The following is a 26,991-nucleotide window of genomic DNA, read 5'->3' on the forward strand; positions in this document are numbered from 1 at the left end:
TGAACTTCCGTATTATTTCGAATAGTCGCTGCCGAGCGTGATCTCGTTCTCCGAGAAGGAAACTACCGACGAGCTCTTCTCATAAAAGTGCGGGACGTTCGCGAGCAAGCCACTTCTCGAATAGAAAAGACTGTCCTTCGACAAAGGCAGACTAACGGGATTGCCCGTAACCGCCGCTTCATAAATGGCTGTGATCAACTCCAGCGTTTTGCGTCCTTCGCCGCCGTCGATAAGCACCTTGAGCGAACCGGTTTCGATCGCCGACATGACATCGTTGATTTGTCCGGCGTGCCCGGTATAAGGAAGATTCTCAAAGTTGTTGTACGTGTGCTCAATCTCCTCCTCAAGCGAGGTATTTCGAACGGGAAATCCGTTCTCCTTGGAAGAAGACGCGTAAACCTTCCACGGCACTGAAATTCTTGCCCTTTCCCCTTGGAATATAAGTTGCTGGTCCTCTCCATGATGCACGACAGAGCTTGTAATTTGCGCCAGACTTCCATTTCCGTAAGAAAGTATAGCGATGGATATGTCCTCGACTTCCGCATTATCATGCGACGTATTGCTCATCAAAGCCTGGATCTTGTCCGGCATCCCCATCATCCACTGCAGCATATCGATATGATGAACGGCGTGATTAAGCGTACAGCCGCCGCCTTCCTTTTCCCAAGTGCCTCTCCACCACAGATCGTAATAACAGTGGCCTCTCCACCAATGGGAATCCACTTGGGCATGTACGATTTTTCCTATTTCCCCTGTGTCGAGCGTGCGCTTTAGCTTCATGATTGGATCTCTGAACCGGTTTTGACCGACGACCGACAATATCCGTTTCGACGCCATAGCCGCATCCAACATGCGGTCGCATTCTTCCAAGGAAGAAGCCATCGGCTTTTCTACAAGTACATGCTTGCCGGCACGCAAAAAGTCGATCGCGATATCAGCGTGCGTATACGGCGGTGTACAGATCGATACCAGATCGATATCGCTCTCCAGCAGTTCCTGGTAATCTCGCACGACCTTGCAGTCGAGCTGGTAATCCTCTTTGCACCGGGCTGCCTTTTCTTCGTACATATCGCATAAAGCAACGACTCGGCATCTTTCCTTGAACGAAGTTACATAGGCCTCCAGATGCGAATTTGCAATTCCACCCGTACCGATCAGAGCTACTTTGATCACACCGCTCACTCCCTGGAATCGCTTATTGGTCAATTTCTTGCCGGTATTATTTGAATACTGTAAACTTTCTTATAGAGAGGATGTGTATCCAGTGTCCAATCATTTTCTTCTGACCTTTTATCACCACGATTTTTTTCTTCATTATGCCTATCTGCGCAAAAGCACCGGGACAGACTGGTTTAAAGGAACATTCCATGCGCATCGAGGATTGGAAGTCCTTATTGTTCATGAAGGCAAAGGCAAACTCATCGTCGATCAAAAAAGCTACGAATTGACGCCCGGCACGCTTTGCGTATTTCAACCCTATCAATTGCATTTTTTACAAGCGGAGATGTCGGAGGAAACCCCTTTCGTCCGTTCGATCATTCAATTTGAGCCCTTGATGTATGAAGCTTACTTCGAGAAATGGCCAAGTTTGTTTGCATTCTATAAGAGACTGCTGACCAGCAAACTCCCTTCTCCGTGCCTGTACAACCTCGATGAAGCGGATCAATTCCATTCCGTGTTTCAAAACTGGGAAAACCGGAAACGGACGAATGAGGAAGAATTTTCGTTGTTTCTCGTTGCATTTTTCTATCAGCTTAAGTCGGTGTGGGAGCGCTACCAAGATCAAATAGAGTTAAGCGCCGTCCGTACCCCCAGTCAAATCGAACGCATTCTCGCATGGCTGGAAGCTCGATATACCGAGCCGCTGAGTCTGAATAACATGGCAAACGAGCTGCATCTTTCCCCGTATCACATCTCGCATCGGTTCAAGGAATGGGTCGGAATGACGTTATCCGAATATTTGAATGAGCGCCGTTTGCAGGAATCGGTTAAACTGTTGACCACGACCAATCATACGGTCGCTCAGATCGGCGAAACGATAGGACTTGAAAACTGCTCCTATTTCTGCAAGATCTTTAAGAAAAAGTTTGGCCTCTCGCCTCATCAATACCGCAAGAAATGGTTAGAATTGTTTGAATCCACCCAGAGGTAGAGTCAATGACGATGCGATATTGCAAATTTTTCTATTTTATTTAATAGAAGCGTTTTATATTGCATGCGCTTACAAACCAGTCATTGCTCTTTTACTATGCAGCATGGCCTCGGCTCGCAGCGTTATTCGCATGACCTCATCTCCCTTTTCGCCCGTTTTTTTGCCAACCCTTTGTCGTTCCAATCGTATCACAGCCCCCCTGGATAGAAGTGACCGGGCGTTGCGCTAAAATATAACGATATTGCGGTCGGGAGTTCCCGTGTTACTAAACAGAAACCCACAGCGAACAGCGAACTGGGGGTTTTCGAATACAAAAAAACACGCCTCATCGACGTGTCTGAAAATTGCATTTGGTGGTTTTCGTTTGATAAATCTCGGATGAATCGAGTTCATAAAAAACAATCAAGTGTTTTTGTATGAAATGACGCCGGGCTCCTTTCTGATCAAGCGAACGCTCTTCTTCTGCCGCCGGAAATCGTCCAGCAGGTTCTCGATGTCGCGTTCGGCGTAATGGTCCCATACGCTTGCCCGGCTCAGATCGATCGTAACCGCCGTCTCGTCGCCGGGCAGCTCGATTTTCTCGCGAAGCATCGGCGAAGAGCCGAAAAACAGGTGGCCCGTTACCGCATAGGTGAGCGTGCTGCCGGTCCGTTCGCTCGTCACATGAATACGCGACATTTGCACGACGAATAGAACAAGATTAAGCAGCACGCCGGCGAACACGCCGATTGCCAGATCGTGCGTCAGCAGCGCCGCGACCATCGTCGTCAGCATGATCGTGGTTTCGCTCTTCGGGATGCGCCGAATGTTCTTAAGCGAGCCCCAATCGAAAATTTGCACGCAAATCATGATCATGACCCCGGCCAGCACCGACATCGGAATATAATTTAGCACGCTGCCGAATACGAGCACGAGTGAGAGCAGAAAAAGCCCGGCCGTCAGCATGGACAAGCGGCCTTTTCCCCCAAGCTTGACGTTCAGCACGGATTCAGCCACCAAGGCGCAGCCGGCCATGCCGCCAAAAAATCCGGAAGCGGCGTTGGCGATGCCCTGACCGCGAATTTCTTTATTTTTATCCGTCTTCTCGCTCGTCAGTTTATCCAGAAAGTCCTGCGTCAGCAGCGTCTCCGTCGTGCCTACGATAGCCAGCGACAGCGCATAGGGTAAAATCACGCGAAACGTCTCCCACGTGAGCGGAACTTGCGGCAGGCCGAATCCGGGCAGCGCCGACGACAGCTGTGCCACGTCGGATACGCGCTGCAGCGGAATGTGGAACGCCCAGGCCGCAACGGACATCACGACGACCGCAAAAAGCGGCGAAGGAATCGTCTTGTTAAAGCGTGGGAACAGGAAGACGATGACAAGGGTGACGCCAGCCATTGCAAATGCGCCCCACGGCTGACCGCGGAAATTTTGCAGTTGGGCCATAAAGATAAAAATGGCAAGCGCATTGATAAAGCCGGTGACGACGGCGCGCGACACGAAGTTCATCCAGCGCCCCACGCGCAGCAATCCCATCGCGAGCTGAAGGAGCCCGGTCAGGATGGTCGCCGCGAACAAATATTGCAGCCCATGGCCGGCGACGAGCGTGGTCATGAGCACCGCCATCGAGCCTGCCGAAGCAGAGATCATACCGCCCCGGGCGCCAAGCACCGTAATGACCAGCAAAATGATAATCGACGTGTAAAACCCTACATTCGGATGAACGCCCGCCATAAAGGAAAACGCCAATGAATCCGGAATCACGGCCAGCGAGGTCGTAATCCCCGCCAGCACCTGAACTTTCCAATTACTGAAAAAACTTTGTTTGCCAAGCAAAACCGTTCACTTCCAATCTGTATGCGCTTGCTGCCCGTGCTACGACAGCACAATGTCCATTTTACCATTCCCCTTCAAATCAGCAATCCTTGTAAACGAAAATAGGCCCAGCACCTCAATTTTTTGAGTGACTGTGCCTTTATCATTCGTCGGTATTTACTTTACCGTGCGGTCCACGGTGGCTGCTTTCGCCGCTGCAGAGCGCTGCGGTTGATATCGATGCCGTGCTCGTCCGCTTCGCTTCCTGCGCGCGGAACGCCCCCCGGGCTATTCGATATACTCATTAAAATTACTCTCGAAGTTTTGTCGATGAAGTAGAGCGCAGCGGTTGATATCGAATCTGTGCTCCTCCACTTCGTTCCGTTCGCGCAGTCTGCCCCCCTACGGGGCTTCACCAAACAACAAAAAACCACGTCCGGTTGGACATGGTAGGTGGTCGTTGTTTGGTGGAGCCAAGGGGGATAACGATATCCTGATTAAACTTGCTGCCGAAGCAGATTCACCGAAGTAGAGCGCAGCGGTAGATATCGATGCCGTGCTCGTCCGCTTCGCTTCCTGCGCGCGGAACGCCCCCCGGGGTCCGCCCCCTAAGGGGCTTCACCAAACAACAAAAAAACCACATCCAGTTGGACGTGGTAAGTGGTCGTTGTTTGGTGGAGCCAAGGGGGATAACGATATCCTGATTAAACTTGCTGCCGAAGCAGATTCACCGAAGTAGAGCGCAGCGGTAGATATCGATGCCGTGCTCGTCCGCTTCGCTTCCTGCGCGCGGAACGCCCCCCCGGGGTCCGCCCCCTAAGGGGCTTCACCAAATGCAAAAAACACGCCTCATCGGCGTGTCTGAAGTTTGCATTTGGTGGAGCCAAACTGACACTTTTAAAAACCCTACAAATTTCGTATAGAAAGGCGAAAACGACGTCTCCTAGTTAAGGGTTAGGCTGGATGAACATGTGCTTATCCTTGGCGTACTTGACGTCGAGTGGCGGCCGAGGAATCTGCACTTTGATGATCAGATCGGAATAGTCCTCTACCCTTTCCGTCATGTAGGCGCGGAGCGTCGCGCGCTCGATCTCGTACAGGCCACGTTTGCCCGCGACCGAATATGTAAATTGCAATTTGAGCCCGGCCCGTTCCGGCTTATCCTTGATCCAAATGCGCCGAGCCTTCAGGCGCCCCAGGGAGCGCTCCAGCTCACCTTGGAGAAAGCTGCCGACGAGCTTAGTAATGCCGCTGCGCGTACCCTTGGCGTCCTCATGCTGTGCCCGTGCCATCTCCACGAGCGTCATGATCTCGATATGCTCCTGGATGAGCTGCAGGTCCTCTGCCTCGGCCGTCATGAGATGCCACGCCCCTGTGCCGGCAGCGGCCGACATGCGAGGATGCGATCGACGTGCAGGCTGCGCGGCGCGTGCTTGGTCAGGTCGTAGGCCGATACCGTGTTGTCGTTCACAGCGATCACCTTAACAGGTCGTTGCGTGAAATTGCCCTTTTGGTCCTCGTAGATCATTTCGACGGATCGATTTACGTATTTCGTGATATCCATCTTGTTCGCCTCCACTGGGAACTTATGTTCTTATATTAACCAGAACGTACGTTCTTAATCAATAGGCGACAACTACCAAATAAAAAAAAGCCCGAGAGCCGAAGCCCCCGGGCGGAATATCAAAGCAGATAAAGTTTTTTGGTATCGTTATCGTAAGCGAACGGGACGCCAGCCGCCTTCAGCACGTCTGCGATCGGTGCGACCAGCCGCCCATCCACGATCTCGCCGGTCGTGATGACCTCGTTACCGATCAAGCGGACGACTTTCGGCACGATCTCGGGCGCGGCCGGTTGCTCTGTAGCGATCGGCTTCGTGCTCCACCAGCCCTCTCCGCCATACGACTCGTTCAAATCGACGCCGATACCGGCAAGGCGCGTGTCGTTCTTGTACTGGTACAGGTTCGCCTTGCTACTCCGCTTGCCGCGACTCCAGGCGTACGTCTGCCAGAAGTGTTTGGCCGCGCCACGCTTTGCCATCTCCTCGATAACGGCATACGAGCCGTACACGCCGACCTGATAACCCGGGATCTCCGAGGCGGCCGCGCGCAGGTAATCCTCGATCAGATCGTAGCCCTTCGGCTGCGCATCGTAATCGACGGCGAAATAGATCGCACTGCCGATCGGCTGCTCGATGGCGCGAGCCTCCAGGTACGCCGCCGCCCCGTCTTTCTTGCCGTTGACTGCTCCGCCTTGTGGCCGGCTGGCGGTCGTCTCGAACACGCTCACGACCTGCATGCCTGCTGCCGTGATGGTGACCGCCTCCGCGCGCGTTAGGCGCTTGCTGTACCCGACAGGCACGAGGTACCGGGCTGCCCACTGGTAGCCGGCAGCGGCCACGGCAGCGGCCGTTTTCGGCGTGAGCGGCGTTGCACAGTCAATGCCCTTAGTCGTTTGTGACATCGGTTGCGCCCTCCTTGGTCTGCTTGACCAGCTGATATCCGTACACCGCCACGGCGCCGCAAAGGAAGCCCTGCAGCAGCGGCAGCGGACCAGGGCCAAGAATCCAAATGGAGAGCAGTACGGCGGCCAGCGTCACGATGTACACGATCGACCAGTCCGGCACGCGGGGCGTGCGCTTTAAAATGTAGCCGAGCACCCAGCAGGCAGACAGCACGATAAGTAATTGCGGATCGAGCAGATTTTCGATAACAGTCCATTCCATATGTGATCGCTCCTCAAAATAGTTTGATCCCTGTCAGCACAAGTCCGGCAACAGTGAGCATCGTCGCTATCATCCACCTACGGTCCAGCTTGCGCTCCTGATTCTCAGCTTTAATTCTTGCGGCAAGCGCCGTCGATTCCGCTTCGACTCGGGCATTCAATAATCGTATTTCGTTGTCGTAATGCTTGTCCATCTCATCGAGCCGCTGCTTGAATTCCTCTAGGCGATGGTGCGCCGACTTAGCCGACTGCAGCGCCTCGGCCGCCTTGTCTCTGGCGTCGAGCTGCATGTCCAGCTTGGTCTCGACGCGGGTCAATCGCTGCAGTATCTCGGTGTTCACGTCTTCGCTCCCCAGCTCGTCCACCCCCAATAGTAAAGGCCCCGCCGAAGCGAGGCCCGCTGTCTAATCTCCGAGCGGTTGACCATCCGTTCCGAGTCCCGTCGAAGCCAAATCAGCTTCTACGGCCGGCTGCAGCGTTGCAGGAACTTGATCAAACGTCCGGCGCCCTGCCAGAATCAGCGTCACATAAACCGTCACGATTGCCATACGATCACCTCCAAGGATTAGAAATAAAAAGAGCCGGAGCATCATGTCTGCTCGGCCCCTTGATTCAGTTCCTTTTCGACTTCTTCCCGAAGATTTTCAGGCACACTTTCAAGTGTTCGGCGCCCCTCCTGTATCAACCGCACATAGACCTGCACCATGACTGTCATAGGCCACCTCCGAGCATCATTTCGTACAGTTCGGCGAGTGCTTCCATGGTCGTAAGGTTTTCGGCTTTTAATGCTGCAATCTGCTGTTCCGGTGTAGGCGCATGTGGCTGGTTACGTATGGCGTCAATCTCTGCCTGCGTCAATCCCTCCACCCAAAACGCCGGCGCCTCTGGCAGCGTCAGCACGGGCTCGTCTCCGCGTGTATCCTCGTCCTCATGGCTCCAGTCCGAATATGCCTGTGCGTAGGCAAGGCGCGACTCCGTGACGGCCGTTTGATACCCGTCATATGCAGCAAAGTCCCATCGGGGCTGATATAGCCCTTCTGGGACTTTCTCTGCGACGATGTAACCGACGACAATTTCCGTTGGTTGGCCGCCCTCTTCTTCCGGCGCTCGGTCCTCGTAAAGAGGCATCACCCCGGTTCGATCGTCCGTCACGATGATCGACTCAATGATATGACCCTCTAAGTCAACGATATGAGCTTCCTTCACGTTCGTTATCCCTCCTTTACTGAGTAGCCAAGAACGGCACCGCCGCTAAACTTGTCCAGCTTGTTGAACTGCCAGAATCGATGATGACTCGGCCGTCTGTTGATATGATAAGTGATCCAAATGCAAGATTGGAGTTAACGGAGACGCGGACCGGAGAATCAGGCCTGTATCCTGCCGGTAACGTAAACGCCGCCTGTCCGATCGCCCCAGACTTTATGAGCCCACGCATGAATACATATCCACGATCATCCTTGTAGTATCCCGCGACCGTCTCCCCGTTTCCGTAGTTAACCCACCCATTAACTAACGTCGGCGCAATCCATTGTGATTGTTGCTTTCCGGCTTTCTGCGTCTGTAGTATGCTTACCTCGCGCTTGAGATCAGTTACGACCCGCGTCACGTCGTCCAAGCCCTCTTTGATGTTCGGGGCATAGTCGGCCGAGATGGTCTGCGGAGCGATTCCAAGCGAATACGTGTCGAGCGCTAAGTACGTAACGGCATATGGGGCGGCAGTATCAAATCTTGACGGTAAGATGGACGCTGCGACATTTCCGTACACATCCGTTCCCGACCAAGTAGACCACAAGGCGTCGAAACGATCGGATCGGTATATGCCGACGAATTTGGCGACTCGATATTTTAGCGCTGATCCTGTCGTCTTGTTGTTAATGTCCCAGTTTGTGGCGAGTGTCGGTTTGACTGATTCACGTACAACAATCCCCGTACCGACTTCGATCTGATTGCCGCCTTCGTGCAAGACCAGGTCGCCTTCGTAATTGACCGGCTCGTCCGCGCTCTGCGCGAGTTGGTAGATCAGACGGTATGGCGTATATCCAGCCCAAGGCGCAGTTGGGACAGTGAGCGGTGCATCTGCCGGCGTATTGAAATCTACGCGGCACCACTGTTTTGTGCCTGTTCCGTTATATGGAACGCTGGAAGACTGACCATTTTGGAACATTCGATACCCATAAAAATACGCCGCGATCTCCGCAGCGCTTGGTGTGTATGAGTCTCCCCAACCGGAGTCGCTGGAAGGGATGGTAATATACACTGGGTTATTGGACGTCCCGTCGCCGACCCTAAAGCCATCAGCTACGCCGTAGTTCCGCGTCAGTATGGACCCATTGTATTTGACGACGTTGCCTTCTGCGTTGTTTATAACAGGCGATCCGCCGAGTGAAAAGAGAACACGTTTGTAACCTGTAAACGATGAGCCAAACGACCAAGGCAGCGACCCATCCAGCACGACAGGCCACCATCTCCGCGTCACCCTCGGCTTACCCTCTCCATCCGTATACAGGCTATCTGCTACGGAGCCGTCTACGTTGCTGCGGAGTTGGGCATCTGGCAAGTAAAGGTAGCTGCCACGCTTGGGTTCGAACGTTGCCGGCATTGCAGATGCATCTCCGACAACAAGTATCGGATTATTAAATGTGTACGTCCCCGCCGTGTTTGAATATAGATTTAGGTATAACAGTGTCGTAGTTGCATCAGTTGTAAAAGTTATCGTAGCAGTCGATGATTGATTTTGAATAACTGAGAAACTAGAACTAGCTTTAGTCGGAGTGAGATTCCATCTTACATTGCTGTCCCCTAGTACCTCGACCCGGATAGTATAAGTCGTGTTGGGTAGCAAGTTGATTGGGTAAGATGAATGGCCCCCCGGCGCTGTATTTACGAGAGTTAGACTGTTTGCTCCTTTAATTGTCGCGCTAGAAGCAATTGTCCAATCAGAAGATGAAAACGAATCAACCAGATTCTTCCCCGCATTGCTCACATACACCGCATTGGTATGCTTGGCATCGTCTACATACGGCCACTTCGCGGCGACTTGGGCGGCGGTCATGGAGTCGATGGCGGTGTAGTCGGCTGCGGAGATTTCGTAGACGCGCAAGCCGTCAGCGAAGAACGTTTGTCCATTTGCCGATGATGACGAGTAAGGACCAATCGACAACCTAGCGCCAATCGTTGTCGGCGAAAATTTGCGGTATAGCACGGAATAGCTTGTCGACGTAATCGTGTTCGAGCTTGGACCGCTAACCGCGCCTGCTGCCGGGTCTAGTCCGAGAATCATCGAAGGGGCCGTCCCGACTTTGCCGTTGCAGATCGCGACGTAATATTTGCCTACGGATACTTGATTGACGATGTCGATAGATGCGAACGAATTCGCCCCCGATGCCGTCACCTGGAGTGCGTCACGGCCTTCCTGCCCGCCACCGGATACGACCGCCGACGTTCCGGTTACAGTAGTGATTCCGGTTAAGTTTGCGAACTTCCCGGCTCTGCCTCCGAGATTAACCAACGTCCGCCCCTTGATCTCCTTGATACGGAGACGGGAGCGTCTATTGGCGATGATGTTTTGTAGGCCGGGGGATAGGGTGACGGCTGTTGGCGCCGCCTTGAGTTGCTGGGCGTGAATCTCGCGAATGAGGATGCCAACAGAAGCCCGGGCGATAGCATCCGCACCAGTACGAGCGTCGGATACTTCGGCCGCGGACGGCGCCGGGCCTGCGATGATCTCGGTAAGCTGCGCGGTCAACTGCGCCAAAGCCTGCTGCACGTTTGCGGCTGTTACCCCCGTTATTGGGTCAACCGTAATGCTCTTGGCCGCGTGGGCGATCATTGACGAAAGATGATCGGCGATTAAAAGGTTAACCGCGTCCATATCATCTTTGACCCGATCAAAGCCTAGCGTGATAGTCTGAAAATCGTCCTTAATCTTTTTAGACGGCGTCAGATTGGCGTACGGGTTCGGCATCTCGTTCAGCTCCTTTCATCTTGGTGCGCTGGGCTTGGACGCGTTCGATTGCTTCCTTGACACCTTGCAGAATTTCGTCCTCGCGGCCAAGGTTCGCCTGGATCATCGCGGACACGACTTCCACGACCTCCTGCACGGGCTGTCGCGGATCGAGATCCATTCGAACAATGATTTGTCTATGAGCCATGCTGGGGCCTCCCGCGCACGAAAAAGAGCCCGTCAGCCGACGGACCCTTTGTGCAGATATGTGGTTAAATTGTGGATTAACTATGAAACCCTATTTCGCTCGATTGCTCGAATTAGCTTTTCGTTCCGTTTGTCAGCTTTATGGCTGCTGACCACAAGAAACGCATGAATAACGCCGGGTACATAGCCGAAACAAGTAAGAATCAGATTAAGCAGGAATGCCCCAGGCTTTCCGCACGCGAGGACGGCGAGTGGCGGCAGAAAACAGAGAAAATAACGCATGAATTAACCTCCGCGACTTTTGTCTCAAATATAGCAGATATAGTCGTGGATAAAAAGAACTATTTTTCAATTAAGTAATTACTTTCCTTCAAGTTCAGCCTTGCGCTGTTGCCATATAACAAGCTCCGCTTTTTGCTTTTCAGCGTATTCGCGATAAGTTTTGGCAATATCCATTTGACCGTCCTTCTCATACTGATCGGCAGAAGCGCTGAAATATTTAATTTGATTCTCGATTCCGAGTATCGATAAGTTGATTGCCTCCATGGTGTATTGCTGTGCGCCAGGAGTTGGCGTTGCTGCCGGCCCACTCGAAGGTGTAGGCTCTGGAGTCGAAGGAGACGACAAATTGATCTTCCCCCCGTCAAAATTAATATCCAATCCAAGCGCTTCGGATATCGGCCTCACTGGGACGAGGCTGGAGTCGTTAACAATTGCCGCATTACCGACGGTCTTCCCGTTAAATGTAACTTCGCGGACGTTCGCCACTTTATCACCTTTTGATAGTAGTCCGGAAGCACCTGCTTGTATTCCGAATGTCAAAGCCGCACCAATAAGCATCCCGACAACGAGTTTGCGCATATTCGCCATCCTTTGCCATTTTTCCAAAGTATATCATTGGATGACTCCGTTGACTACGGATATGGCTCGATTCGCTGCCCCTCCAGATGTATTCGCAACGTACAACGTACCCGTGAAACTGGACTTGTCAGCTTTAGATGAAAAGCTTTGTCCGTTAATCATGACGTTGTTGCCTACAAGGTTCATATCCGCGTTGCTTGGACCGATTCTCATAGGAATTCCGGTGGAATCCAACGTAAACAATGATGCGTTGCCGTAGATTGTTGCCCCAACACCGCCGAATGTAAAATCAAGGGCTGGAAATCCTCCACTCGCACTCGCAATAAATCTTGCGTAACTTGTAGCGCTTGAGTATACAACAAACGAATTTGCGGAATTGTTCATTTCCGCTCTCGGGTACGATCCGTTGCTCGTTGCGATATACGAACCGAAGATGTTAGTTCCGGTAATCGTTGTGCCATCGATCGTGCCGCCATGTATCGATGATGCGGATATATCGCCTTGTATCTCAGCATTGAAAGCAAACAGATGTCCGGTCATATCCACGCTAAACGGTGCCGAATCGAAGCTGCTGTGTCCAGCCCAAATGCCCGAATCGCTCGCCTTAAAAACGTTGTTGCCGCTACCGATCACGATCTCGCCGCCCAGGAACCGGCCGCCTTGCACATCGCCCTCGAACGTTCCAGTCGCCGCCATGAGCGCTCCCGCAAAGGTTCCGGACGCCGCCTCCAGCGTGCCCGCGAATTTCAACGTGCCGGCGAGCGCGTCGAGGTATAGAAGCGAGTTCCCATTCACTCGCCAATCCCAAACATCGCTGTTTAGGGTTAGCTTTGTAAGATGATCATCGCGTTCGACAATAAAGCCATCCTCTTTCGTAATCGTCACGCCAAAGTAATTCCGGCCCTGCTTCACCGTGGACTGGCTCAGCTTGTTGACCTTGTCGGTCAGTGTCCCGACCGGCTTAAACTCGCTCTGCGGCGCGCTGTCGCTGCTTGCGCTAATCTGCCCCGTCACCCCACCGCGGTAAGTGATCGTGCTCACCAGGATTACCGAGTCGAACGTCACGATACCGTCCCATGGGATGTCCGTCTCATTCCACGCCGTTCCGGTATTCTCCCAAGTGTCGCCGATAAATTCCTGCATCGTTATAGGGTCGCCCACCTCGAGCCAAGGTAGGCAGATCCAGTCCATCGTGAACGGGTTATACGTCGTGCCGCTGAGCTGCGCCAGCGCGCTATTCACGGCCGCCTGGTTCATGTATGGGTTCTCAATCGTCACCGTGTTGTCAGCGCCGCCTGTGCCCGCCTCCAGCGTTGAGCCTTCATCGTCGACAATGCAGACGAGCCGGGTAATCGTCTTGACCGGATTGGTATGCGTCAACTTGCGGTATTCGCTCGTCGTGATCGTCTCCGCCGGCGCGCCGCGCTTGAACGGCACGAACGACAAATATCCATCCTTGCCGATCCGCGCGCACGACGCAGCCGCTTGTGCGACCAGCCGGATGACACCGCGGCAGCTGTAACCTGTCGGCGCGATCTGGAAGACGAGCGAGGAGCTGACCGACACTGCTGACGGGACGCCTGCCTGAGCGCATGCCTCGGCCAGCACGGCAGACATGGTCGCCGGGTACGTCAGCGCCGACACGAAAGGCTGCTCCGCCTGCAGCAACGCGTCATAGCAAGTGAACCGCCAGTACCCGTTGACTTCCTTGCGGCTGTCTACGTAATAGACGCCATACGGGATGCTCTCCGTACTCGCATCTTCCCAAGGCACGTCCGCAGCGATCCAGGACATCGTCGCCATATCCCAGGTCAGATCAGCCGCTCGCAGGTACAGCCGCACCTCGGCATTGACCGGGATCTCGTCGGTTGTCCGCAGCGACAGACCCAGCTCTGAAGAAAACACCGTCCCGATGCCGAACGTCTCGCCGTCCTGGATGGAATCGCGAATGGTCAGGTCGACGATCTGCGAGGGACCGTATTCGACGCCAGCGATGACGGCCTTAAATTCGACGTATCGGCGCGGATCCCGGAACGCGTCCTTGAATTGCTGCGATACGGACAGCATCCAATCACCTCTCTGTCAGCGTCATTTTCAGTTTTGACCAGTATACCGTGCCGCCTTTGCTCAGCGCCGCCGGCGTCGGTCGGTTGCCGGCGTAGAAGGTCCGCGTCATGTACTTGCCGTCCATCGGGTCCGGATACGTGAGCTCGAAAAAGGGACCTTCCATGGCTTGTAGGATACTAGCAGTATCCGCCCAGTTGAGAAGGCCCCAGCTCATGTCAATCTGCCGCTTAACCGCGATGCGGGCCCGGTGCAGCGTGCCGTCGGCCGTTCTTCCCGTGGCCTCACTATCGTCGATATCCAGCGGCGTGACAGTAAACTCCGTCGGCGCTTGCGCAAGCGATGTTCCATTCACTTTGATGTCCATGCTTACCCTCCAATCAGCGTCCGGCCTTCCTGGCGCTGCACTTTGTTGATCGCATTGATTGCTGCGCGCCCTAGCTCCGTCTCGCCGATCATCAGGATCATTTGCCGATCGAGCCGTCGGATCGCCTCCAGAATCGACTCGAGGACGATAAGCATTTCGGAGTTACCACCGCCCATCAGCTCCTGCAGCTTGGACAATGGACTGATGACCTCGGGATCTGCTGCGGCGCCGCGGTTGTCGCCGACCATAGCGAGCGTCGGGCCGTAGGCTAGGCCACCTTTGGCGAGCCTTGGGATGCGAGGAATGTGCACGCCGAAGTCGTCATAGCCAGACACCTTCTCGGCCCACTCTGGAATATCAATCTTGATCATGTTAATTCCGTCGATCATTCCATTGATCAGGTCGATTACAATGTTAATTGCGCCCTTTACGGCACCGACGACTGCATCCCAAATGCCGATGGCAAACGTCTTGATGCCTTCCCAAGCGCGCTTCCAGTCTCCCGTGAACACGCCTGCGATAAAATCGATCACGCCGCCAAGTGCCTTTATCAAGCCCTTCAGTACGTCTGCGATCAACGCCACAGCGGATGTAATTACATCACCGATCACCTTGAAAACGACTTTAAAAGTCGGGCCTAGTTTATCAACGAGCCAGCTTAACAGCGGTGCAATAAATTTATTGTTAATATCTTGCGCTGCCGTAATCAGCTTGCCGATGAAAGTCCCGATTTCCTCTAGCAAACCCTTTAAATGCTTTTCCCATAACCACTTCGAATTCTCCAGCATGTTGGAAAAAAAGGGCTGGAGGAACTTGTCCCAAAAACTGCGCCATAGCTCTTTCATGTTGTCCAGGCTCGTCTTGATATTGCTCGTGATCTTCGAGCCCCACGTGTCCCACCAGTCAAACAGAACATCGAGGGTGCCGATGATAACGTCCGACAAGGCGGCCATAGCTGGCGCCGCAGCGCCTTCCCATATGTCGTCAAAGATCATTTTGGCATTGTCGAACAACTGCGAGAAGATATCCACTGCCCCATCAAGAAACTCTGTGAGACGCGGCAAGCCCTCGCTGACGAACAACGACAGGATCGGAAAGACAGCATCCCATATATCCTCGAATACGGTCGTGAATGAATCTAGCAGCCCCGCGAGCGTCTTTCCGGCGATCACAATGCCCTTTTGCCAGAAAGGGACGAGCTCGTCGATGAACCAGTTCTTAAGCGGCGCGCCCAGCTCTTTGATGTCGGAGAAGACTGACCCGAAGACGCCCTTGAGCCTTTCAAGCTGCGGCGCAATCAGCCCCCAGGCAGTCACCAGCGGCGGCCCGAACGCGTCAGCAAGTACGCGGCTAGCACTGCGGAACGTATCGCCGATGCCAGACATGACGCCTTTGACGCGATTTGCGAAGCCCTGCACCTGCTCCGTCGCCACGGACGTGTCAACCTGCGGCGTAATCGCGCCCATATCGCCGAGGCCTGCCCCGAGACCAGACAAAGCCGCGCTGTCCGCAGCATCGTCGAGCGCCTTCGCTGTCGCTTGGCTCAGCGTGTTGAGCTGGTCGAAGCCGGCCAGGCTACCCTTGACGGACTTGCCTGCCTTCTTGACCGCTTTGCCTGTGTCCGTCGCTGCTGTGCCGACGTCACCGATCGAGTTGGCCGCGTTTGATGTCGACGCGGATGCTGCCGCCGCGGTCGAAGATATCGAGCTGGCATCGCCAAATAGTGCAGCCGTAAAGGCCTTGAAATACTGGGCCGCCACCTGCAGCTTCGAGATCAGCAGGTTAATCCCGCGGATAACCGGCGTCAGAATGTTGATAAAGCCCGCGCCCATCGTTCCCTGGAAGATCTTCCACTGCTCCGCCAGCACGCGCGTCTGGTTCGCCCAGCTTTGCGACGTCCGCGCGAAGTCGCCCTGTGCGTCCTTCGTGACCGACAATAAGTAGTTGTATCGCAGCAGCGTCTGGTTCGCCTGGCTCATGTTCTGGTACGACGTCTTGATTCCCTGGCTCAGCGCATAGGCTTCCAGGTTTGCGATGTTCATGTTGACGCCGAGCTGCTTTAGCGGCTCCGTCTCTCCAGTCAAACCGCTAAAAACCTTGTAAAACGCGTCGTCGTTAGAGAGATTATAAAAAGAGGACATGTCCGCAGCAAGTTCGGTCAGCTGCTTGGACATGTCCTTCATTTGTGCGCCAGTCAAACCGGACGATTTGAGCATGGCGCCCATCGTACTGCTATAACGCTTTGCCGACAGCTCGGATAAGCCAAAGTTGTCGATCAAGTTTTTCGACCAGTTGTTCACCTCGGCCGCCATGCTGCCGAACGTCACGTCGACGACGTTCTGAACCTCCTGCAGATCCGACGCCAGCCCGATGGCCTCCTTGCCGAAGGCGACCAAACCGCCTACAGCAAAGGCCCCGGCGATGATCCCGCCGAGGCCTTTAAACGCACCGCCCACCAAATACGTCGCCTTATTGGCGATGCCGTCCAACTCTCGATTGAACGAGCCGTAATCCAGCCCGAGGTCGAGATCTATGCGACCGATGCTACCTGACAACCTGATCACCTCCGAACATCCGAGCCAGCGCGGCTTCAAGACTGCGCATCTCTTGCTCCAACGCTGCCGGATTGCTCAGCTTGGCTTTGGCTCTACGATTCCGCCATTCGTTGTAGATTCGGCGCTGGTCCGTGTTGAACGCCTTGATTGCTTTCGGGTCCGTCTCCGATCGAATCGATACGACGCTGCCCAGTGGTGTGTCAGGCATGAGCCCGGCCACCAGCGTGCAAAATTCGGCCCAAGGCATGTCCGAATGCTGTCTGATCCGAATGCCATACTGCTTCGCCAGACTCGCCTCGATCAACGGCCAGTCCTCATACAGGTCGTACCAGTTACTCGGCTGCTGCGCTTGCCCGGCGAAATCGGGCAGCGGCGTCCTCGTAGGAGATGTTGGTCAGCGCGGCCAGAATCCCCGTTGCGAGTACCTGAAGATTCCCGAAGCTGATCGAGGTAACGCCGATGTCCTCGCATGCCTCTTTGCCCAGCGCGGTTTCCAGTGCCGACAGAATCCCCTGCACGCCGGAGCCTGCCCTTTCTTGGAAAGCCATAACGGCATCGATTCCGTCATTGACCGGGTACAGCTTTTCGCCGATCTGAATGGCCGGCTTCTCATTGTTCAGTAGCGCCGACAAATTGATGATATTGCTCATGGATTACGCTCCCCCGCCGCTCGGCGCGGCCGTGAATGTTGGCTTGCCATCGCTCAGCAGCTCGAATTCCAAGCCGTCGATGTTCGTGCTGTCACCGCCACCGGGCTGCGTCAGATTAATTACGCAGTCCATCGTCAGCTTGGCGCCGCTCGGCATCGTCCATTCGAACTTCGTCTCGACGTCTTGCCCGGTGCCAAGCAGAAGGCCCGCGATATAGTCGTTACCCGGGTCGCCATAGTGGCGCTTACCGCTGAACGAGAACGTCAGCCCCTTGCCGGTAACTGCCCGGCGCACCCAGCCCTCCTGGTCCATCGCGTACCATTCCTCGGTATTGCCGTCGATGGCCGGCGAGAAGTTTTCCAAGTCTTTGACCGTGACCATGTCGGTCGCGGAAGAAGAACGCCCCGCGATGCCGATCTTGAACACGTTGTTGTGCACCGGGAAGACGCCGGTCGCCCCTGCGAATGTTTGCAGATCCATTTTCAACAATGCTATCCCCTACCTTTCGTATTGAATCGTGACCTCGATCACGTATTCGTAAATTCCCTCGTCATCCGTGCCGACGCTGACCGGCTCCGGCGTGCGCATCGCAAAGTTGATCACGCGGCGGTCGCCGATCACCGCCGACTGGCCGAACAGGGCCGCATAGACCTCTTGGGCCTTCTGCTCGGCCGTGTCCGCATTCTTGCCCCAATGGACGAGGATCGACACCGTCTTCGCTGCATAGCTCGTGTTCTCCAGCCCGCCGACTGCTATTACTGGCAGCCCGCCGGTTACGTTATACAGCCCGATGCATTGGGCCTTCTTGCCGTCGATCTTACCGATGTACCATGCCGGGCAATCGATCTGCGTCTTCAACCAGTCGCGAACCTCCGAAAGCAGCATCATTGGATCGTCCCCCGGTTCAGCTGACGATAGAGCGCGCGGAATGCCTTAGGCGCAAACTGCTGCTTGTCGCCCGAGATCCAAGCCTCCAGCCACTTACCGCTCGCGTTGGCGTTCTTGTCCTGCCGGAAGTCGTATTCCGGATGCCAGTAAAGCCGGCGTGCGTACGGCGTGTCATATACCAGCTTGGCGAGCCCTTCGCGGGCGCGGCTGCCGTCGACGTGGCCGCTCCGCTCAAGCTCTCCCGTCTGCTTGGGTACGACGGCGGCCGTCATGACTTCGGTCTTCACGGCTTCGGCCGTAAGCACCAACGCCTTGATCTGCGAGCCGGAGAGCTGTCGAATCGCTCGACGGTTCATCGTCGTTTTGACCTTGACCATCTAAATCAGCTCCAACTCGGTCGAAAACACGCTGCCGTCTGGATTGCGCGGCCGCGCCGACCGGAATATCGTCCGTTGCTCCGCGCCTAATTTGACGTAACCCTCGATCAGCTTGTCCGGCAGAATGTCACCCTGCACGATGACCTTGCCCGATAGGCGGACCAGGCGGCGCTCCGCGTCCAGCGTTTGCTTGGCCTTCTCGTCTAAGCAGCATAACCCGTCATAGATCAGCGTCTCAACAGGCTCACCGTCCTCGCTCAGCTCGACCTGGTAAACCTGCACTGGCGTCTTGAGGATCCACGTCGGAAAAGGGAGCTTCATCAGATCAGCCCCCTGCCCGTGAGCCCGGTCGACAGCAGCAGGTTGGACACGGTGGGCAAAGATTTGATTCCGCCGGCGCCCTGCGTCGTGTTCAGCGTGACGGAGACGCTACCCGCGCTGTAGCTGGAGAGTGGCATGTCGAGGTAGTCGCCGTACTGAAAGACAAAGTCCGCCTGCTGGCAGACCGCCTTTTTGATGGCGAGCTGCTGGAAGGCGGACAAATTCGTAAATCCCCGGGCTGTGATGCGGCTATAGGTCAGCGTGTCGACCTGATCGCTTGCGCGCTCGAGCGCCTTGTCTAGATCGGCAGGCGCGATCAAGCCGCTGCCGTACAGCTCATAGTCCGCTGCCGTTGCGTAGGCCATGAGAGCACCGCCTATTCTACGGACGGGTCAGGCTGCGCGTCCTTGATCTTTGCCAGAATATCTTCCTTTTTCGTCGCATCGCCGAGGTCGATCAGATGATCGGCTGCATGCTTTTTCAGTTGCGCCACGGTCATCTTGTCGATGTCCGTTTCTTCGACTTCCGGCTCCTTTTCCGTTCCGCCTTCGACCGTATAGCCATGATCCTCGAACCAGGCGATCAGGTTCGGATCATCCGTCTCCCCGACGCCGTTAACGAACGACACGGACGCAGATACACCGCTATACTGCTTGTTTGGTGCGTAGATCTTTGCCATGGATTATTCCTCCTCTTCGTCAATCGGTACCGGGATGCCGGGCTCGGCGCCGTCCTGTAGAACCGTGCCGACGTGCTCAGTGGCCCGGAGGTGATCCAGGCCGTCGTTATCCGGGTCAGCACCGTCGGCAAGCCGTGTACCGACGCTAACGCCCGCGTACTGAGCATTCACCGTTTTGCGCGTATCGTCGTCTTCGTAGCGCATTACTGCACCTTGACCTTGCGCAAGACAGCTGCGGCCTTGGTCGCCTTGAGTGCTACGGCTGCGACCATTTCGACTTCGCCCTTCTTGACCGCGCCTGCCGTCGAGAAGTCAGGCAACCAGGAACGCACTGGCGGCTGGCCGGCCATGCTCACGCCGTGGAAGCCATCAAGCCCGAGGCGCACTGCGTACAGGCTGGTCTCACCCGTCGTGCCATTGACAGGAATAACCGGGTTATTCGTACCCGGTTTGGCGCCAAGATCGACGAGGGGAATGATGCCGTACTTCTCGATCTGCTGACCGAATTCGTTCATCGATGTGTTATACATGCTGGAGCGACGAGCTGCTGCACGGATCTTTGCAATCAGCTTCGTGTTGCCCATGATAGCATCCGGCGGACCGTCCAGCCCCATCAGGAACTCGTCCAGAATGTCAAGGAACGACTTGTAATTCGTATCTACGTTCCCCGAAGTCGAGAGATCGATCGCCGACGTAGGGATGAGTTCCGTCGAACTGCCCGTCAGCGCCTTGTCGAGTCCGTCAAAGGCGTCAACATCGACAGCGGAATCGCCATTGATGACCGTATCATTGAACAGCGCCTGCGCGGCCTTGATCTTTTGAGCCATCTGGAACGTCGTCTCGTTGATGATGCCGCCCATGCCAGCGATGATGCGGTCGATCTCGAACGCACCGCCGAAGACCTTCAGGTCGACCGTGTAGCGCTGCTTGGTCGTTTCTTGCGGCGTGTATTCCGTGTTGATCGCACGGAAGTCGGCAGTCGGCTGCGTTACAACGCGCGTATAGCCATAGGTCAGCGTCGCGCCGCCGCCCGTCGGGCTGACCGCGTCATCGAACGTCATGTTGTCTAGCAAAAAGTTACTTTTACGGAATTCGTCGATGACGCCCATTTGCAGGTCATCTTGTACGTTCTTTTTTGCTTCGGCCAAAGTTACTGGCATTTAAATCACTCCTATTTGTTGGTTTGGAAATGCGCCGCAACGGCATCCGCCAGGCTCTTTTGACCGCCTCCAGCAGCGCCGCCGCCAGCCCCACCTTGGCCGCCATTGCCTCCGACGCGCTGAAAGCCACCGGCGCCGCCCTGGCCCCCGTTTCCGCCCTCGGGCTTGAACAGGAACGCCTTGGACTCCTGCAGCGATTTGACCTGTTCATCGAGGCCGACGATCTTGTCACCATCCACAACAAGCTTGGTCTTGTCCACGAGCCCGGCGACCAGCGCCTCGTCATGAACCTTACCGGCCAGCGCCGTCTGGATTGCACTGCTCAGCTTCAGGTCCTTGAGATCAGCTTCATACTTGTCCTTGGCGGCCTTGTTGTCCGTCTGCAGCTGGGTGATCTGCGCCTTGAGCGATTCGGCATCCCCCGTCGACTTTCTCAACTCCTCGAGCTGGCCGTCGCGATCGGTGACGTCCTTCTCCAGCTTCTTCTTGGCGTCATTCACCTCGTCGAAGCGCGCTTTGGGAATGAAGCTCTTGAGCTCGTCCTGGCTGGCTGCTGCGGCCTTCTCGGCCATATCTTCCGGCAATCCGATTGCTACAAATTGCTCTTTGTTCATGGGTTGGTGCCTCCTCGTCATCTTCGCTTTTTAACCCGGTCGCGTCCGGTGATGGCCCTTTGTTTTGCGCCGCGAGCAACGGCTAATGGGCCCCGGCAGTCTCATCCAGGGCCCGTTGCTTAAACCTGTAACTTTTCACGACTGCGATCCCGTCGCAGTTCGTCGTGATCGGCCAAATGCTCACGAAGGCGGCCGCGCCATTCCTTTACCTTGGATGCGGCCGCGTCTTGGTTGCCCGGATCGGCGCTACCTGCCTGCCGGCGCTGATACATGCGGATCTGGCGTTCCATGTATCGCTGCTTCTGCTCCGCCTGGTATGACTCCTCGGCCTGCTCGTCGTCGACCGGCTGCGGCACGCTGCTGATGCCCGGAAAATAAGTGGACATGTTGTGCCGGCAGTTCGGATGGAAAAGGCCGCCGGCCATCGCCGTACTAAGCAGCGTCATTCCGCCGCTTTCCCCCGACTTGCCCGCGCTGTACACGTCGTCCACGTACGGCTTGCCCTGCCAGGGCAGACAGAGCGGCGAGCAATTCGCATGCGACGAGACGATGACCGTCTTGACGCCCCACTCCTGCCGGCGCGCGCCCTCCCCGGCGAATACGGCACGTTGAGAGGCCGTGCGTAATGCCATCTCTGCGTACGAGGCAATACTGACTTGCCGGCCATCCTTGAACGTGATGCAGTTGTATCCACGGTCCAGAAAGTCCCGGGTCGCCATGTCGATCGCCTTGTTCACCGTGGCCGCGCCGGCATTGGCGTACACCTGCGCCTTAAAGATGGTCTGCCGGTACACGTCATCCGACATCCGGAGCATCGCCGCCGTCCCGTCGCGCAGCTCGCTCTGCGTGGCTTCGATCAGGGCATTCAGCCGATACGCATTTATGCCAAAAAAGCTCTCGTCCGTCCCGTCGACGCGGGTGATCGGTTCCGTGAGCTCTCCAGCGATGAATAAATGCTTAAGCTGATTCCACAGCCGGCGGATGATCCCGTCGGTCTGCTTGGCGCCATCCATAAACGATTCCTCGATTACCTCGGCTGTCAGGCGGTCCACCTCGGAGCCGTAAGCAGCCAACAGCGCGGCGTTCTGCTTGCGATACCGAGCGAGTGCCTCGAGCTTTCGCTGCTGCCACTGCTCCCACTTGAAGCCCATCTGGCGTTCCTCATCTTCATGGCGCGCAAGATTGCGCTTCATGGACTTGATCAGGTCGAGCTCCATCTGGGCGAAGATCTTGGCGATCGAATAGGGACTGCTCATTCGACGTCATCCCCTGGCGGGCTGTCCCGATTGATCGCTGGCTCAGTTGCAGCTGCCCCTGCTTGCTCGGCCTTCAGACGGGCGATCTCTTCGGCCTTCTCCTCATCGGTCCAAGTATCGCCGTACATCTCGTCGACGGATGTCTCGATCGACATAACGCCGTAAGCTCTGGCCTTGCCCACGATCTCGACGACGCTGCCGAAGTCCGGCGCCGCGTACTCACCGAACGAAACGCTGGCCTCGTAATCGCCTGGCGTCTTGGTTTGCATCGTGTCCCAAACCCTGAGCGCCACGGAAACGAGCTCCGGGATGACCTCGTTGAGCCGGTCGACGATCTTGCCGCGCGTGTACAGCGTCGCCTTTTCCTTCTCGCGCTGCGCCTCCGCGTTGTCCGTCTTCTTCAGGTCAATGCCAAGCGTAGCCGGGCTCATGATGCCCTGGAGGCACATATCCAGCGCCGACGCGTATGATTCGACGAACGCCTCGTACAAAATCTGCGGCTGCACCATGCTGATCTGGCTTTTCTCGTCCTCCGCCAGGCTGGAGCCGACCTTGATAAACTGGTTATCGAAGGGATTCGACCGAAGCAGCTCGCCTGTGTCTGGGTTGCGCGGGACCAGGTCCTCGGGGATATACTTCTGCACCCGGCCCGCGCGTATGGCATCCATCCATTGGCTGATGACTTCATCGAGCGCGTCGAAGTTATCCGCTTTGCCGCCGTCGAATAGGCTTTTGCCGCGGCCTTTCCATTTCGGCGACTTGAAGAACATCAGCGGCACGCCCATGAGGAATTCGCCGGCATACGTCGTGTCCTGCAGCTCGGCGAGCTCCGTCACCGTGGACAGCGGCACCTCTTTGCCGTCCGACGTCAGCAGCCGGTACTTGATGTATCCTTTGCCGTACGTCTCCTCGAGCCGGTATTCCTTGTCGTTCGCAACGTAGTCGCTGTAAAAGATGATCTCCTGCAGCCGGCCGCGCTCGCGCTTGTACTCGACCTGATCAGCCGCGTAGAACTCTATGATTGGGTATTGGGTCAGGGCCGTATCGACGGACAGCTTGAACGCCCCGTCGCCGGTCGCCAGCGTCTGCGCGATGGCATCCCCCAGCAGCTCGCTGATGTCGTTATCCTCGGCGATCTCGTCCCAGGTCGTCGTCTGCGCCTCGTTGCCCAGCTCAATGCTGTCGAGATCCGCCACGACGATGTCCGCTAGGCGGTCCGCCATGAGCGCCGGCAGGCCGCTGTGGATCTTGCGGATCCCGAGGCCGTCCGTCGGTACAGCGGCCCAGAAACGCGTCCTGCTGACGGCATCCCACTGCGTCGCCTTATAGAATTGATCGAGCTCTGACGGGTCGCCTCGGTACCATAGCCGATTCCGCAGCACATTCGTCTGGTAGCTCATCGGCTCCTTGATCGTGATCGCCCGGTTATCTGGCGCCGGCTGTATCCGAAGCATCTTCATGAGTGCGTTTTTCACCCCCGTCCATACGCCCATATCAAGCCATCCCTCCTAGCAGATACATCGTCTCGGCCATGCCCGTCGTGGCGTCTGGCGCATCGTCGTGTGCGTTCTTGCCTTCGCGTTGATAACTCGTCATGGCCTTGTGGTACTCCGGCCAGCGATCGCGCCAGTTAACCGGGAAATACACATGCTGCATGACCCACGTCGCATTCGATACGATCCGAGCGACTTTGTTCTTGCTTTGGTGAAACCAGCTCACGTCCGTGCGGTTGCTTTTCAGCTCCGTCTCCAGAATGCGCTTGATATTCCGTGCGAACGCCCGGCCTCCGTTGTTGCTCTCAATCCGAGCTTTGTTCACCTTGGCAGCAGAAAGAGCCCGCGCAGTGGCAGGCTCGGTAATCTCCATCGGCTGTTTGGTGTAGAGCACGTCCAACACGTACGCCTCTTTCTGGTAGACGCCCCAGATGATATTGCACAGGTAGTCGTCGCCCTGATCGGCGCTGTCGCAGTAGGCGTATATGCCGGTAAACAGCGGCGCGCCGGATGCGTCCCGGGGGATATCTGTGTACGTCTTGAATCTGCTGTACAGCTTACCCTTGATGTCGATCGGGATCTGCTGATAGTTGGCGCTTGCGATGTCTGCACCCATCGCCCGCACCTTCATGTCGTATGACTCGCGACTCAGGATCTCATCGCACAGCATCGTCCCGTCGTCCTGGAGTGCCTTCATGGTCAGCAGGCGGACGCGCTTCTTCTCGGCAGCAAAGTGCTCCAGCGCCCGGCCAGCCAAGTCGCCGGTCGCCCACCTTGTCATGATGATGATGATCTTGCCGCCTTCCTCCAGACGGCTCAGCATCGTGTTCGTGAACCATTCCCAATGCTTCTCCAACGTGGCCTCGTTATTGGCCTCCTCGGCGTTCTTGATCAGGTCGTCGATCATGAGGATCGTCGCGCCGAAGCCTGTCGCTGTACCCGTCGGAGACGTCGCCAGGTAGTTGTTATAGCCGTCCTCGAGGCTCCATAGGTTCATGGCGCTATCGCCACGCTTGATGCGCGTCGCTGGGAAGATATCGCTATAAACGATCTTGTCAGCGTCAACTTTGATCGTGCCGATGCCATCCCGTACGGCCTTTGAGAACGTCGTGGACAGCGTCTCATTGTACGATCCGGTCATGACCTTCTCTCGCCGATTACGCCCCAATACCCACTGCGCGAACATGGAGGCGGTCCTGCTTTTGCCATGCCGCGGCGGCTCGTTGATAATCAGAATGTCATCGCTCGACTCGTAGAAGTCTTGCATTTCGTTGCACAGATCGACGAGATACTGCCGATTAGGCTTGTAGAAGTCCGGCGCCATCTCCTGGCAGAACGCAAAAAATTCCCGACGTGCCAACTCCATGCGGGCGCCGCGGATGATCGTCGCTTTATCCACTGCCGATCAGCTTCTTTAGCTCCTCGGTCGTTAGGCCGGCGTACGGATTGTTGACGTCCACGCCGCCCGATAGCTCCAGCTTGTCCTTGAACATGCCGAGATGCCTTGCGACGTTCTCCAACGCCTTTCCCTGGTCCTGTAGCTTGATCTCCATGCCGTCTTTGGTCGTCTTGACGCCGGCATACAGCATGCGAGCCTGCGGGCTCAGATCGCGCGTATCAGCCGCCATGATGTCGCCGTGTCCCTCGCCGTGGCACTTCGGGCATTTCGGATGTGGCCGGATCGTCGGGTCGAAGCCGTAACCCCCGTAATCTGTCGGCACAGGCTGCTTTAGATCCTGCGCCAACCTGACCTGGCGATCGTATTCATCCTCGTCGGCCCACTGGTATTCGTGATCTTTGCCGAAGCAGTACCGACAGCAGACGCGGCGATGTGCAATAAGCTCGTTCGGGTCCGCTGTCGCAATCGCCCACCAACGCTGAAGCACCATATCGGCTGTGATCTCTGTACGCGCTGCTCGCTTGTTCATCGCCGTCTTGAGGGCTGTCTGCACACTAACATTCGCTAACAGCCTTGCCCCCTGTTCGTTCGCTGTCTTTGCACTATAGCCGGCTCTAATGGCCGCCTGAGTCGCATTCAGGTCAACGAGGTATTCCTGCACAAACTTCTTTTGCTTCGCGGCCAGCGCCATCAGACGGCCTCCTTTCTGTCATATTCCCAAATTGAACCAGTTGCGGTATATTGAAAAAGAACACCGTCTCGGAAAGCATCTGGGCGGTGTTCTTGCTATGTAAACGCAGAACGGGCGACCGCCAACCCTCCGAGGTTGTTGACGTTCGCCCATATATTGCACACTATCATCTTAGCACGGGTTGACATGGCCTGTGTTATCAACCTATTCGCAAATTATTCGCAAAATAGTATCACCTTCCGATAACTGCATACTCCCGTAACGCTTTGCGCTTCATCCGGTAAAAGCTGTCTTTGGATAAGCACATTTGCTCGGAAACCTCGTCCCACTGCCTATCCTCGATGACGTGAAGCCGAAGTAGCCGCGCGTAATCCGGCTTATACTCGGCCAGTGCCTCCAGAACGTTGTCGATCCGCTTGACCTCGGCCTGCAAGTCCTGAAGCTCGGCCAGGCGCTCCAGCACATCATCGACATCGTCCATGTAAAGCCCGCGCGTCTCGATGACCTTGCGGATGGATCGGCGTACTTCCTTCAGCGCCTGTTCGTCTTCTTCGTCCATAGCGCCGGCGGGTATGGCGTGCAGTTGCGCCCGGGTGCCGGCTGGATACCGTCGCAGGTAGGCGTGTGCCGTGGCCTCCAATCGCTGCTCGTGCCTGTTCAGATACAGGTATGACGGCATGCCGCGGAGACGCTTGTGCAACGCCTGCAGCTGGTCGTCCTCGCCGATCCGGCTCACCGTAATGCCGCAACCGATATTATGCTCACTCAGGATCTTGATCCGCGCGCGCATCTG

34 protein-coding genes are annotated in these 26,991 nt (G+C 56.0%); 1 reads left to right on the plus strand and 33 read right to left on the minus strand.

Annotation, left to right across the window (positions count from 1 at the left end; all coding sequences use genetic code 11):
• Positions 1–12 precede the first annotated feature (12 nt).
• Positions 13–1,173 carry a Gfo/Idh/MocA family protein gene (locus KVT38_RS19895; protein ID WP_217595490.1) on the minus strand — a complete coding sequence of 387 codons (1,161 nt, stop codon included), beginning with the start codon at positions 1,171–1,173 and terminating at the stop codon, positions 13–15.
• Between the two features lie 91 nt (positions 1,174–1,264).
• On the opposite strand from KVT38_RS19895, the gene KVT38_RS19900 reads away from it, so the two are divergent.
• Entirely contained in the window at positions 1,265–2,152 is an 888-nt protein-coding gene (locus tag KVT38_RS19900; RefSeq protein ID WP_217595491.1) for an AraC family transcriptional regulator, read from the plus strand.
• A 402-nt stretch (positions 2,153–2,554) separates the two neighbouring features.
• On the opposite strand, the gene KVT38_RS19905 is transcribed toward KVT38_RS19900, so the two are convergent.
• The 32 genes from KVT38_RS19905 to KVT38_RS20055 all read right to left on the minus strand — a co-directional run.
• Complete coding sequence (locus tag KVT38_RS19905) at positions 2,555–3,970, minus strand: SulP family inorganic anion transporter (RefSeq protein ID WP_217595492.1); 1,416 nt, start codon at positions 3,968–3,970, stop codon at positions 2,555–2,557.
• A 926-nt stretch (positions 3,971–4,896) separates the two neighbouring features.
• On the minus strand, positions 4,897–5,307 hold the full coding sequence (locus KVT38_RS19910; protein WP_217595493.1) for a hypothetical protein: 411 nt from the start codon (positions 5,305–5,307) through the stop codon (positions 4,897–4,899).
• Positions 5,304–5,513, minus strand: coding sequence for a hypothetical protein (locus tag KVT38_RS19915; RefSeq protein ID WP_217595494.1), 210 nt, complete (start codon positions 5,511–5,513; stop codon positions 5,304–5,306). Before KVT38_RS19915 ends, KVT38_RS19910 begins: the two co-directional genes overlap by 4 nt.
• A gap of 119 nt (positions 5,514–5,632) precedes the next feature.
• Complete coding sequence (locus KVT38_RS19920; protein ID WP_217595495.1) at positions 5,633–6,412, minus strand: DUF1906 domain-containing protein; 780 nt, start codon at positions 6,410–6,412, stop codon at positions 5,633–5,635.
• Positions 6,396–6,674 carry a phage holin family protein gene (locus KVT38_RS19925; protein WP_217595496.1) on the minus strand — a complete coding sequence of 93 codons (279 nt, stop codon included), beginning with the start codon at positions 6,672–6,674 and terminating at the stop codon, positions 6,396–6,398. The genes KVT38_RS19920 and KVT38_RS19925 overlap by 17 nt, the downstream gene beginning before the upstream one ends.
• A 13-nt stretch (positions 6,675–6,687) precedes the next feature.
• Positions 6,688–7,014, minus strand: a complete 327-nt coding sequence (locus KVT38_RS19930) for a hemolysin XhlA family protein (protein ID WP_217595497.1) — start codon at positions 7,012–7,014, stop codon at positions 6,688–6,690.
• Positions 7,015–7,077: 63 nt separating this feature from the next.
• Complete coding sequence (locus KVT38_RS19935; protein WP_217595498.1) at positions 7,078–7,221, minus strand: CD1375 family protein; 144 nt, start codon at positions 7,219–7,221, stop codon at positions 7,078–7,080.
• A 41-nt stretch (positions 7,222–7,262) separates the two neighbouring features.
• Positions 7,263–7,388 (minus strand): CD1375 family protein, encoded by a 126-nt coding sequence (locus tag KVT38_RS34855; protein ID WP_254639364.1) that lies wholly within the window; start codon positions 7,386–7,388, stop codon positions 7,263–7,265.
• Positions 7,385–7,879: a hypothetical protein gene (locus KVT38_RS19940; RefSeq protein WP_217595499.1), complete on the minus strand. Its 495-nt coding sequence runs from the start codon at positions 7,877–7,879 to the stop codon at positions 7,385–7,387. Before KVT38_RS19940 ends, KVT38_RS34855 begins: the two co-directional genes overlap by 4 nt.
• 16 nt (positions 7,880–7,895) lie before the next feature.
• The gene (locus KVT38_RS19945; protein ID WP_217595500.1) at positions 7,896–10,637 is read right to left on the minus strand and encodes a hypothetical protein; all 2,742 of its coding nucleotides are present in this window, start codon (positions 10,635–10,637) and stop codon (positions 7,896–7,898) included.
• Positions 10,603–10,824: a hypothetical protein gene (locus KVT38_RS19950; RefSeq protein ID WP_217595501.1), complete on the minus strand. Its 222-nt coding sequence runs from the start codon at positions 10,822–10,824 to the stop codon at positions 10,603–10,605. Before KVT38_RS19950 ends, KVT38_RS19945 begins: the two co-directional genes overlap by 35 nt.
• A gap of 80 nt (positions 10,825–10,904) precedes the next feature.
• Positions 10,905–11,105 (minus strand): YqaE/Pmp3 family membrane protein, encoded by a 201-nt coding sequence (locus KVT38_RS19955; RefSeq protein ID WP_217595502.1) that lies wholly within the window; start codon positions 11,103–11,105, stop codon positions 10,905–10,907.
• A gap of 78 nt (positions 11,106–11,183) precedes the next feature.
• Complete coding sequence (locus tag KVT38_RS19960; protein ID WP_217595503.1) at positions 11,184–11,684, minus strand: copper amine oxidase N-terminal domain-containing protein; 501 nt, start codon at positions 11,682–11,684, stop codon at positions 11,184–11,186.
• Between the two features lie 33 nt (positions 11,685–11,717).
• Entirely contained in the window at positions 11,718–13,751 is a 2,034-nt protein-coding gene (locus KVT38_RS19965) for a hypothetical protein (protein ID WP_217595504.1), read from the minus strand.
• 4 nt (positions 13,752–13,755) lie between these two features.
• Entirely contained in the window at positions 13,756–14,115 is a 360-nt protein-coding gene (locus KVT38_RS19970; protein ID WP_217595505.1) for a DUF6711 family protein, read from the minus strand.
• 2 nt (positions 14,116–14,117) lie between these two features.
• Positions 14,118–16,670, minus strand: a complete 2,553-nt coding sequence (locus tag KVT38_RS19975; protein ID WP_217595506.1) for a tape measure protein — start codon at positions 16,668–16,670, stop codon at positions 14,118–14,120.
• Positions 16,660–16,974 (minus strand): Gp15 family bacteriophage protein, encoded by a 315-nt coding sequence (locus KVT38_RS19980; RefSeq protein WP_254639365.1) that lies wholly within the window; start codon positions 16,972–16,974, stop codon positions 16,660–16,662. Before KVT38_RS19980 ends, KVT38_RS19975 begins: the two co-directional genes overlap by 11 nt.
• Positions 16,975–17,002: 28 nt before the next feature.
• A complete protein-coding gene (locus tag KVT38_RS19985; RefSeq protein ID WP_217595507.1) occupies positions 17,003–17,320 on the minus strand; it encodes a hypothetical protein in 318 nt (105 codons plus the stop codon).
• A gap of 3 nt (positions 17,321–17,323) precedes the next feature.
• A complete protein-coding gene (locus KVT38_RS19990) occupies positions 17,324–17,800 on the minus strand; it encodes a phage tail tube protein (protein WP_217595524.1) in 477 nt (158 codons plus the stop codon).
• An 18-nt stretch (positions 17,801–17,818) separates the two neighbouring features.
• Complete coding sequence (locus KVT38_RS19995) at positions 17,819–18,208, minus strand: minor capsid protein (protein ID WP_217595508.1); 390 nt, start codon at positions 18,206–18,208, stop codon at positions 17,819–17,821.
• Positions 18,205–18,585: a minor capsid protein gene (locus tag KVT38_RS20000; RefSeq protein WP_217595509.1), complete on the minus strand. Its 381-nt coding sequence runs from the start codon at positions 18,583–18,585 to the stop codon at positions 18,205–18,207. The genes KVT38_RS19995 and KVT38_RS20000 overlap by 4 nt, the downstream gene beginning before the upstream one ends.
• Complete coding sequence (locus tag KVT38_RS20005) at positions 18,586–18,906, minus strand: hypothetical protein (RefSeq protein ID WP_217595510.1); 321 nt, start codon at positions 18,904–18,906, stop codon at positions 18,586–18,588.
• The gene (locus KVT38_RS20010; protein WP_217595511.1) at positions 18,906–19,271 is read right to left on the minus strand and encodes a head-tail connector protein; all 366 of its coding nucleotides are present in this window, start codon (positions 19,269–19,271) and stop codon (positions 18,906–18,908) included. Before KVT38_RS20010 ends, KVT38_RS20005 begins: the two co-directional genes overlap by 1 nt.
• An 11-nt stretch (positions 19,272–19,282) precedes the next feature.
• Complete coding sequence (locus tag KVT38_RS20015; protein ID WP_217595512.1) at positions 19,283–19,585, minus strand: hypothetical protein; 303 nt, start codon at positions 19,583–19,585, stop codon at positions 19,283–19,285.
• Positions 19,586–19,588: 3 nt separating this feature from the next.
• A complete protein-coding gene (locus tag KVT38_RS20020; RefSeq protein ID WP_217595513.1) occupies positions 19,589–19,789 on the minus strand; it encodes a hypothetical protein in 201 nt (66 codons plus the stop codon).
• The gene (locus KVT38_RS20025; RefSeq protein ID WP_217595514.1) at positions 19,789–20,745 is read right to left on the minus strand and encodes a major capsid protein; all 957 of its coding nucleotides are present in this window, start codon (positions 20,743–20,745) and stop codon (positions 19,789–19,791) included. The genes KVT38_RS20020 and KVT38_RS20025 overlap by 1 nt, the downstream gene beginning before the upstream one ends.
• Before the next feature lie 11 nt (positions 20,746–20,756).
• Positions 20,757–21,359: a phage scaffolding protein gene (locus tag KVT38_RS20030; RefSeq protein WP_217595515.1), complete on the minus strand. Its 603-nt coding sequence runs from the start codon at positions 21,357–21,359 to the stop codon at positions 20,757–20,759.
• Between the two features lie 119 nt (positions 21,360–21,478).
• Positions 21,479–22,615 carry a phage minor capsid protein gene (locus tag KVT38_RS20035; protein WP_217595516.1) on the minus strand — a complete coding sequence of 379 codons (1,137 nt, stop codon included), beginning with the start codon at positions 22,613–22,615 and terminating at the stop codon, positions 21,479–21,481.
• Positions 22,612–24,108, minus strand: a complete 1,497-nt coding sequence (locus KVT38_RS20040; RefSeq protein WP_217595517.1) for a capsid protein — start codon at positions 24,106–24,108, stop codon at positions 22,612–22,614. Before KVT38_RS20040 ends, KVT38_RS20035 begins: the two co-directional genes overlap by 4 nt.
• A 1-nt stretch (position 24,109) precedes the next feature.
• Positions 24,110–25,507, minus strand: coding sequence for a phage terminase large subunit (terL, locus tag KVT38_RS20045; RefSeq protein ID WP_368859131.1), 1,398 nt, complete (start codon positions 25,505–25,507; stop codon positions 24,110–24,112).
• A complete protein-coding gene (locus KVT38_RS20050) occupies positions 25,500–26,198 on the minus strand; it encodes a terminase small subunit (protein ID WP_217595518.1) in 699 nt (232 codons plus the stop codon). Before KVT38_RS20050 ends, terL begins: the two co-directional genes overlap by 8 nt.
• Positions 26,199–26,430: 232 nt before the next feature.
• The coding region (locus tag KVT38_RS20055; protein WP_254639366.1) for an RNA polymerase subunit sigma-24 at positions 26,431–26,991 on the minus strand (561 nt) is incomplete at its 5' end.

Source organism: Cohnella sp. GbtcB17, assembly GCF_019091135.1.
Classification (GTDB): domain Bacteria; phylum Bacillota; class Bacilli; order Paenibacillales; family Paenibacillaceae; genus Cohnella.

Coding starts and splice junctions, on each gene's coding strand:
- KVT38_RS19910 (WP_217595493.1), bottom strand. CDS start 5,307: ATGACGGCCGAGGCAGAGGACCTGCAGCTCATCCAGGAGCATATCGAG.
- KVT38_RS19915 (WP_217595494.1), bottom strand. CDS start 5,513: ATGGATATCACGAAATACGTAAATCGATCCGTCGAAATGATCTACGAG.
- KVT38_RS19920 (WP_217595495.1), bottom strand. CDS start 6,412: ATGTCACAAACGACTAAGGGCATTGACTGTGCAACGCCGCTCACGCCG.
- KVT38_RS19925 (WP_217595496.1), bottom strand. CDS start 6,674: ATGGAATGGACTGTTATCGAAAATCTGCTCGATCCGCAATTACTTATC.
- KVT38_RS19935 (WP_217595498.1), bottom strand. CDS start 7,221: ATGGCAATCGTGACGGTTTATGTGACGCTGATTCTGGCAGGGCGCCGG.
- KVT38_RS34855 (WP_254639364.1), bottom strand. CDS start 7,388: ATGACAGTCATGGTGCAGGTCTATGTGCGGTTGATACAGGAGGGGCGC.
- KVT38_RS19945 (WP_217595500.1), bottom strand. CDS start 10,637: ATGCCGAACCCGTACGCCAATCTGACGCCGTCTAAAAAGATTAAGGAC.
- KVT38_RS19950 (WP_217595501.1), bottom strand. CDS start 10,824: ATGGCTCATAGACAAATCATTGTTCGAATGGATCTCGATCCGCGACAG.
- KVT38_RS19955 (WP_217595502.1), bottom strand. CDS start 11,105: ATGCGTTATTTTCTCTGTTTTCTGCCGCCACTCGCCGTCCTCGCGTGC.
- KVT38_RS19960 (WP_217595503.1), bottom strand. CDS start 11,684: ATGCGCAAACTCGTTGTCGGGATGCTTATTGGTGCGGCTTTGACATTC.
- KVT38_RS19965 (WP_217595504.1), bottom strand. CDS start 13,751: ATGCTGTCCGTATCGCAGCAATTCAAGGACGCGTTCCGGGATCCGCGC.
- KVT38_RS19970 (WP_217595505.1), bottom strand. CDS start 14,115: ATGGACATCAAAGTGAATGGAACATCGCTTGCGCAAGCGCCGACGGAG.
- KVT38_RS19985 (WP_217595507.1), bottom strand. CDS start 17,320: ATGAGCAATATCATCAATTTGTCGGCGCTACTGAACAATGAGAAGCCG.
- KVT38_RS19990 (WP_217595524.1), bottom strand. CDS start 17,800: ATGGATCTGCAAACATTCGCAGGGGCGACCGGCGTCTTCCCGGTGCAC.
- KVT38_RS19995 (WP_217595508.1), bottom strand. CDS start 18,208: ATGATGCTGCTTTCGGAGGTTCGCGACTGGTTGAAGACGCAGATCGAT.
- KVT38_RS20000 (WP_217595509.1), bottom strand. CDS start 18,585: ATGGTCAAGGTCAAAACGACGATGAACCGTCGAGCGATTCGACAGCTC.
- KVT38_RS20005 (WP_217595510.1), bottom strand. CDS start 18,906: ATGAAGCTCCCTTTTCCGACGTGGATCCTCAAGACGCCAGTGCAGGTT.
- KVT38_RS20010 (WP_217595511.1), bottom strand. CDS start 19,271: ATGGCCTACGCAACGGCAGCGGACTATGAGCTGTACGGCAGCGGCTTG.
- KVT38_RS20015 (WP_217595512.1), bottom strand. CDS start 19,585: ATGGCAAAGATCTACGCACCAAACAAGCAGTATAGCGGTGTATCTGCG.
- KVT38_RS20020 (WP_217595513.1), bottom strand. CDS start 19,789: ATGCGCTACGAAGACGACGATACGCGCAAAACGGTGAATGCTCAGTAC.
- KVT38_RS20025 (WP_217595514.1), bottom strand. CDS start 20,745: ATGCCAGTAACTTTGGCCGAAGCAAAAAAGAACGTACAAGATGACCTG.
- KVT38_RS20030 (WP_217595515.1), bottom strand. CDS start 21,359: ATGAACAAAGAGCAATTTGTAGCAATCGGATTGCCGGAAGATATGGCC.
- KVT38_RS20035 (WP_217595516.1), bottom strand. CDS start 22,615: ATGAGCAGTCCCTATTCGATCGCCAAGATCTTCGCCCAGATGGAGCTC.
- KVT38_RS20040 (WP_217595517.1), bottom strand. CDS start 24,108: ATGGGCGTATGGACGGGGGTGAAAAACGCACTCATGAAGATGCTTCGG.
- KVT38_RS20050 (WP_217595518.1), bottom strand. CDS start 26,198: ATGGCGCTGGCCGCGAAGCAAAAGAAGTTTGTGCAGGAATACCTCGTT.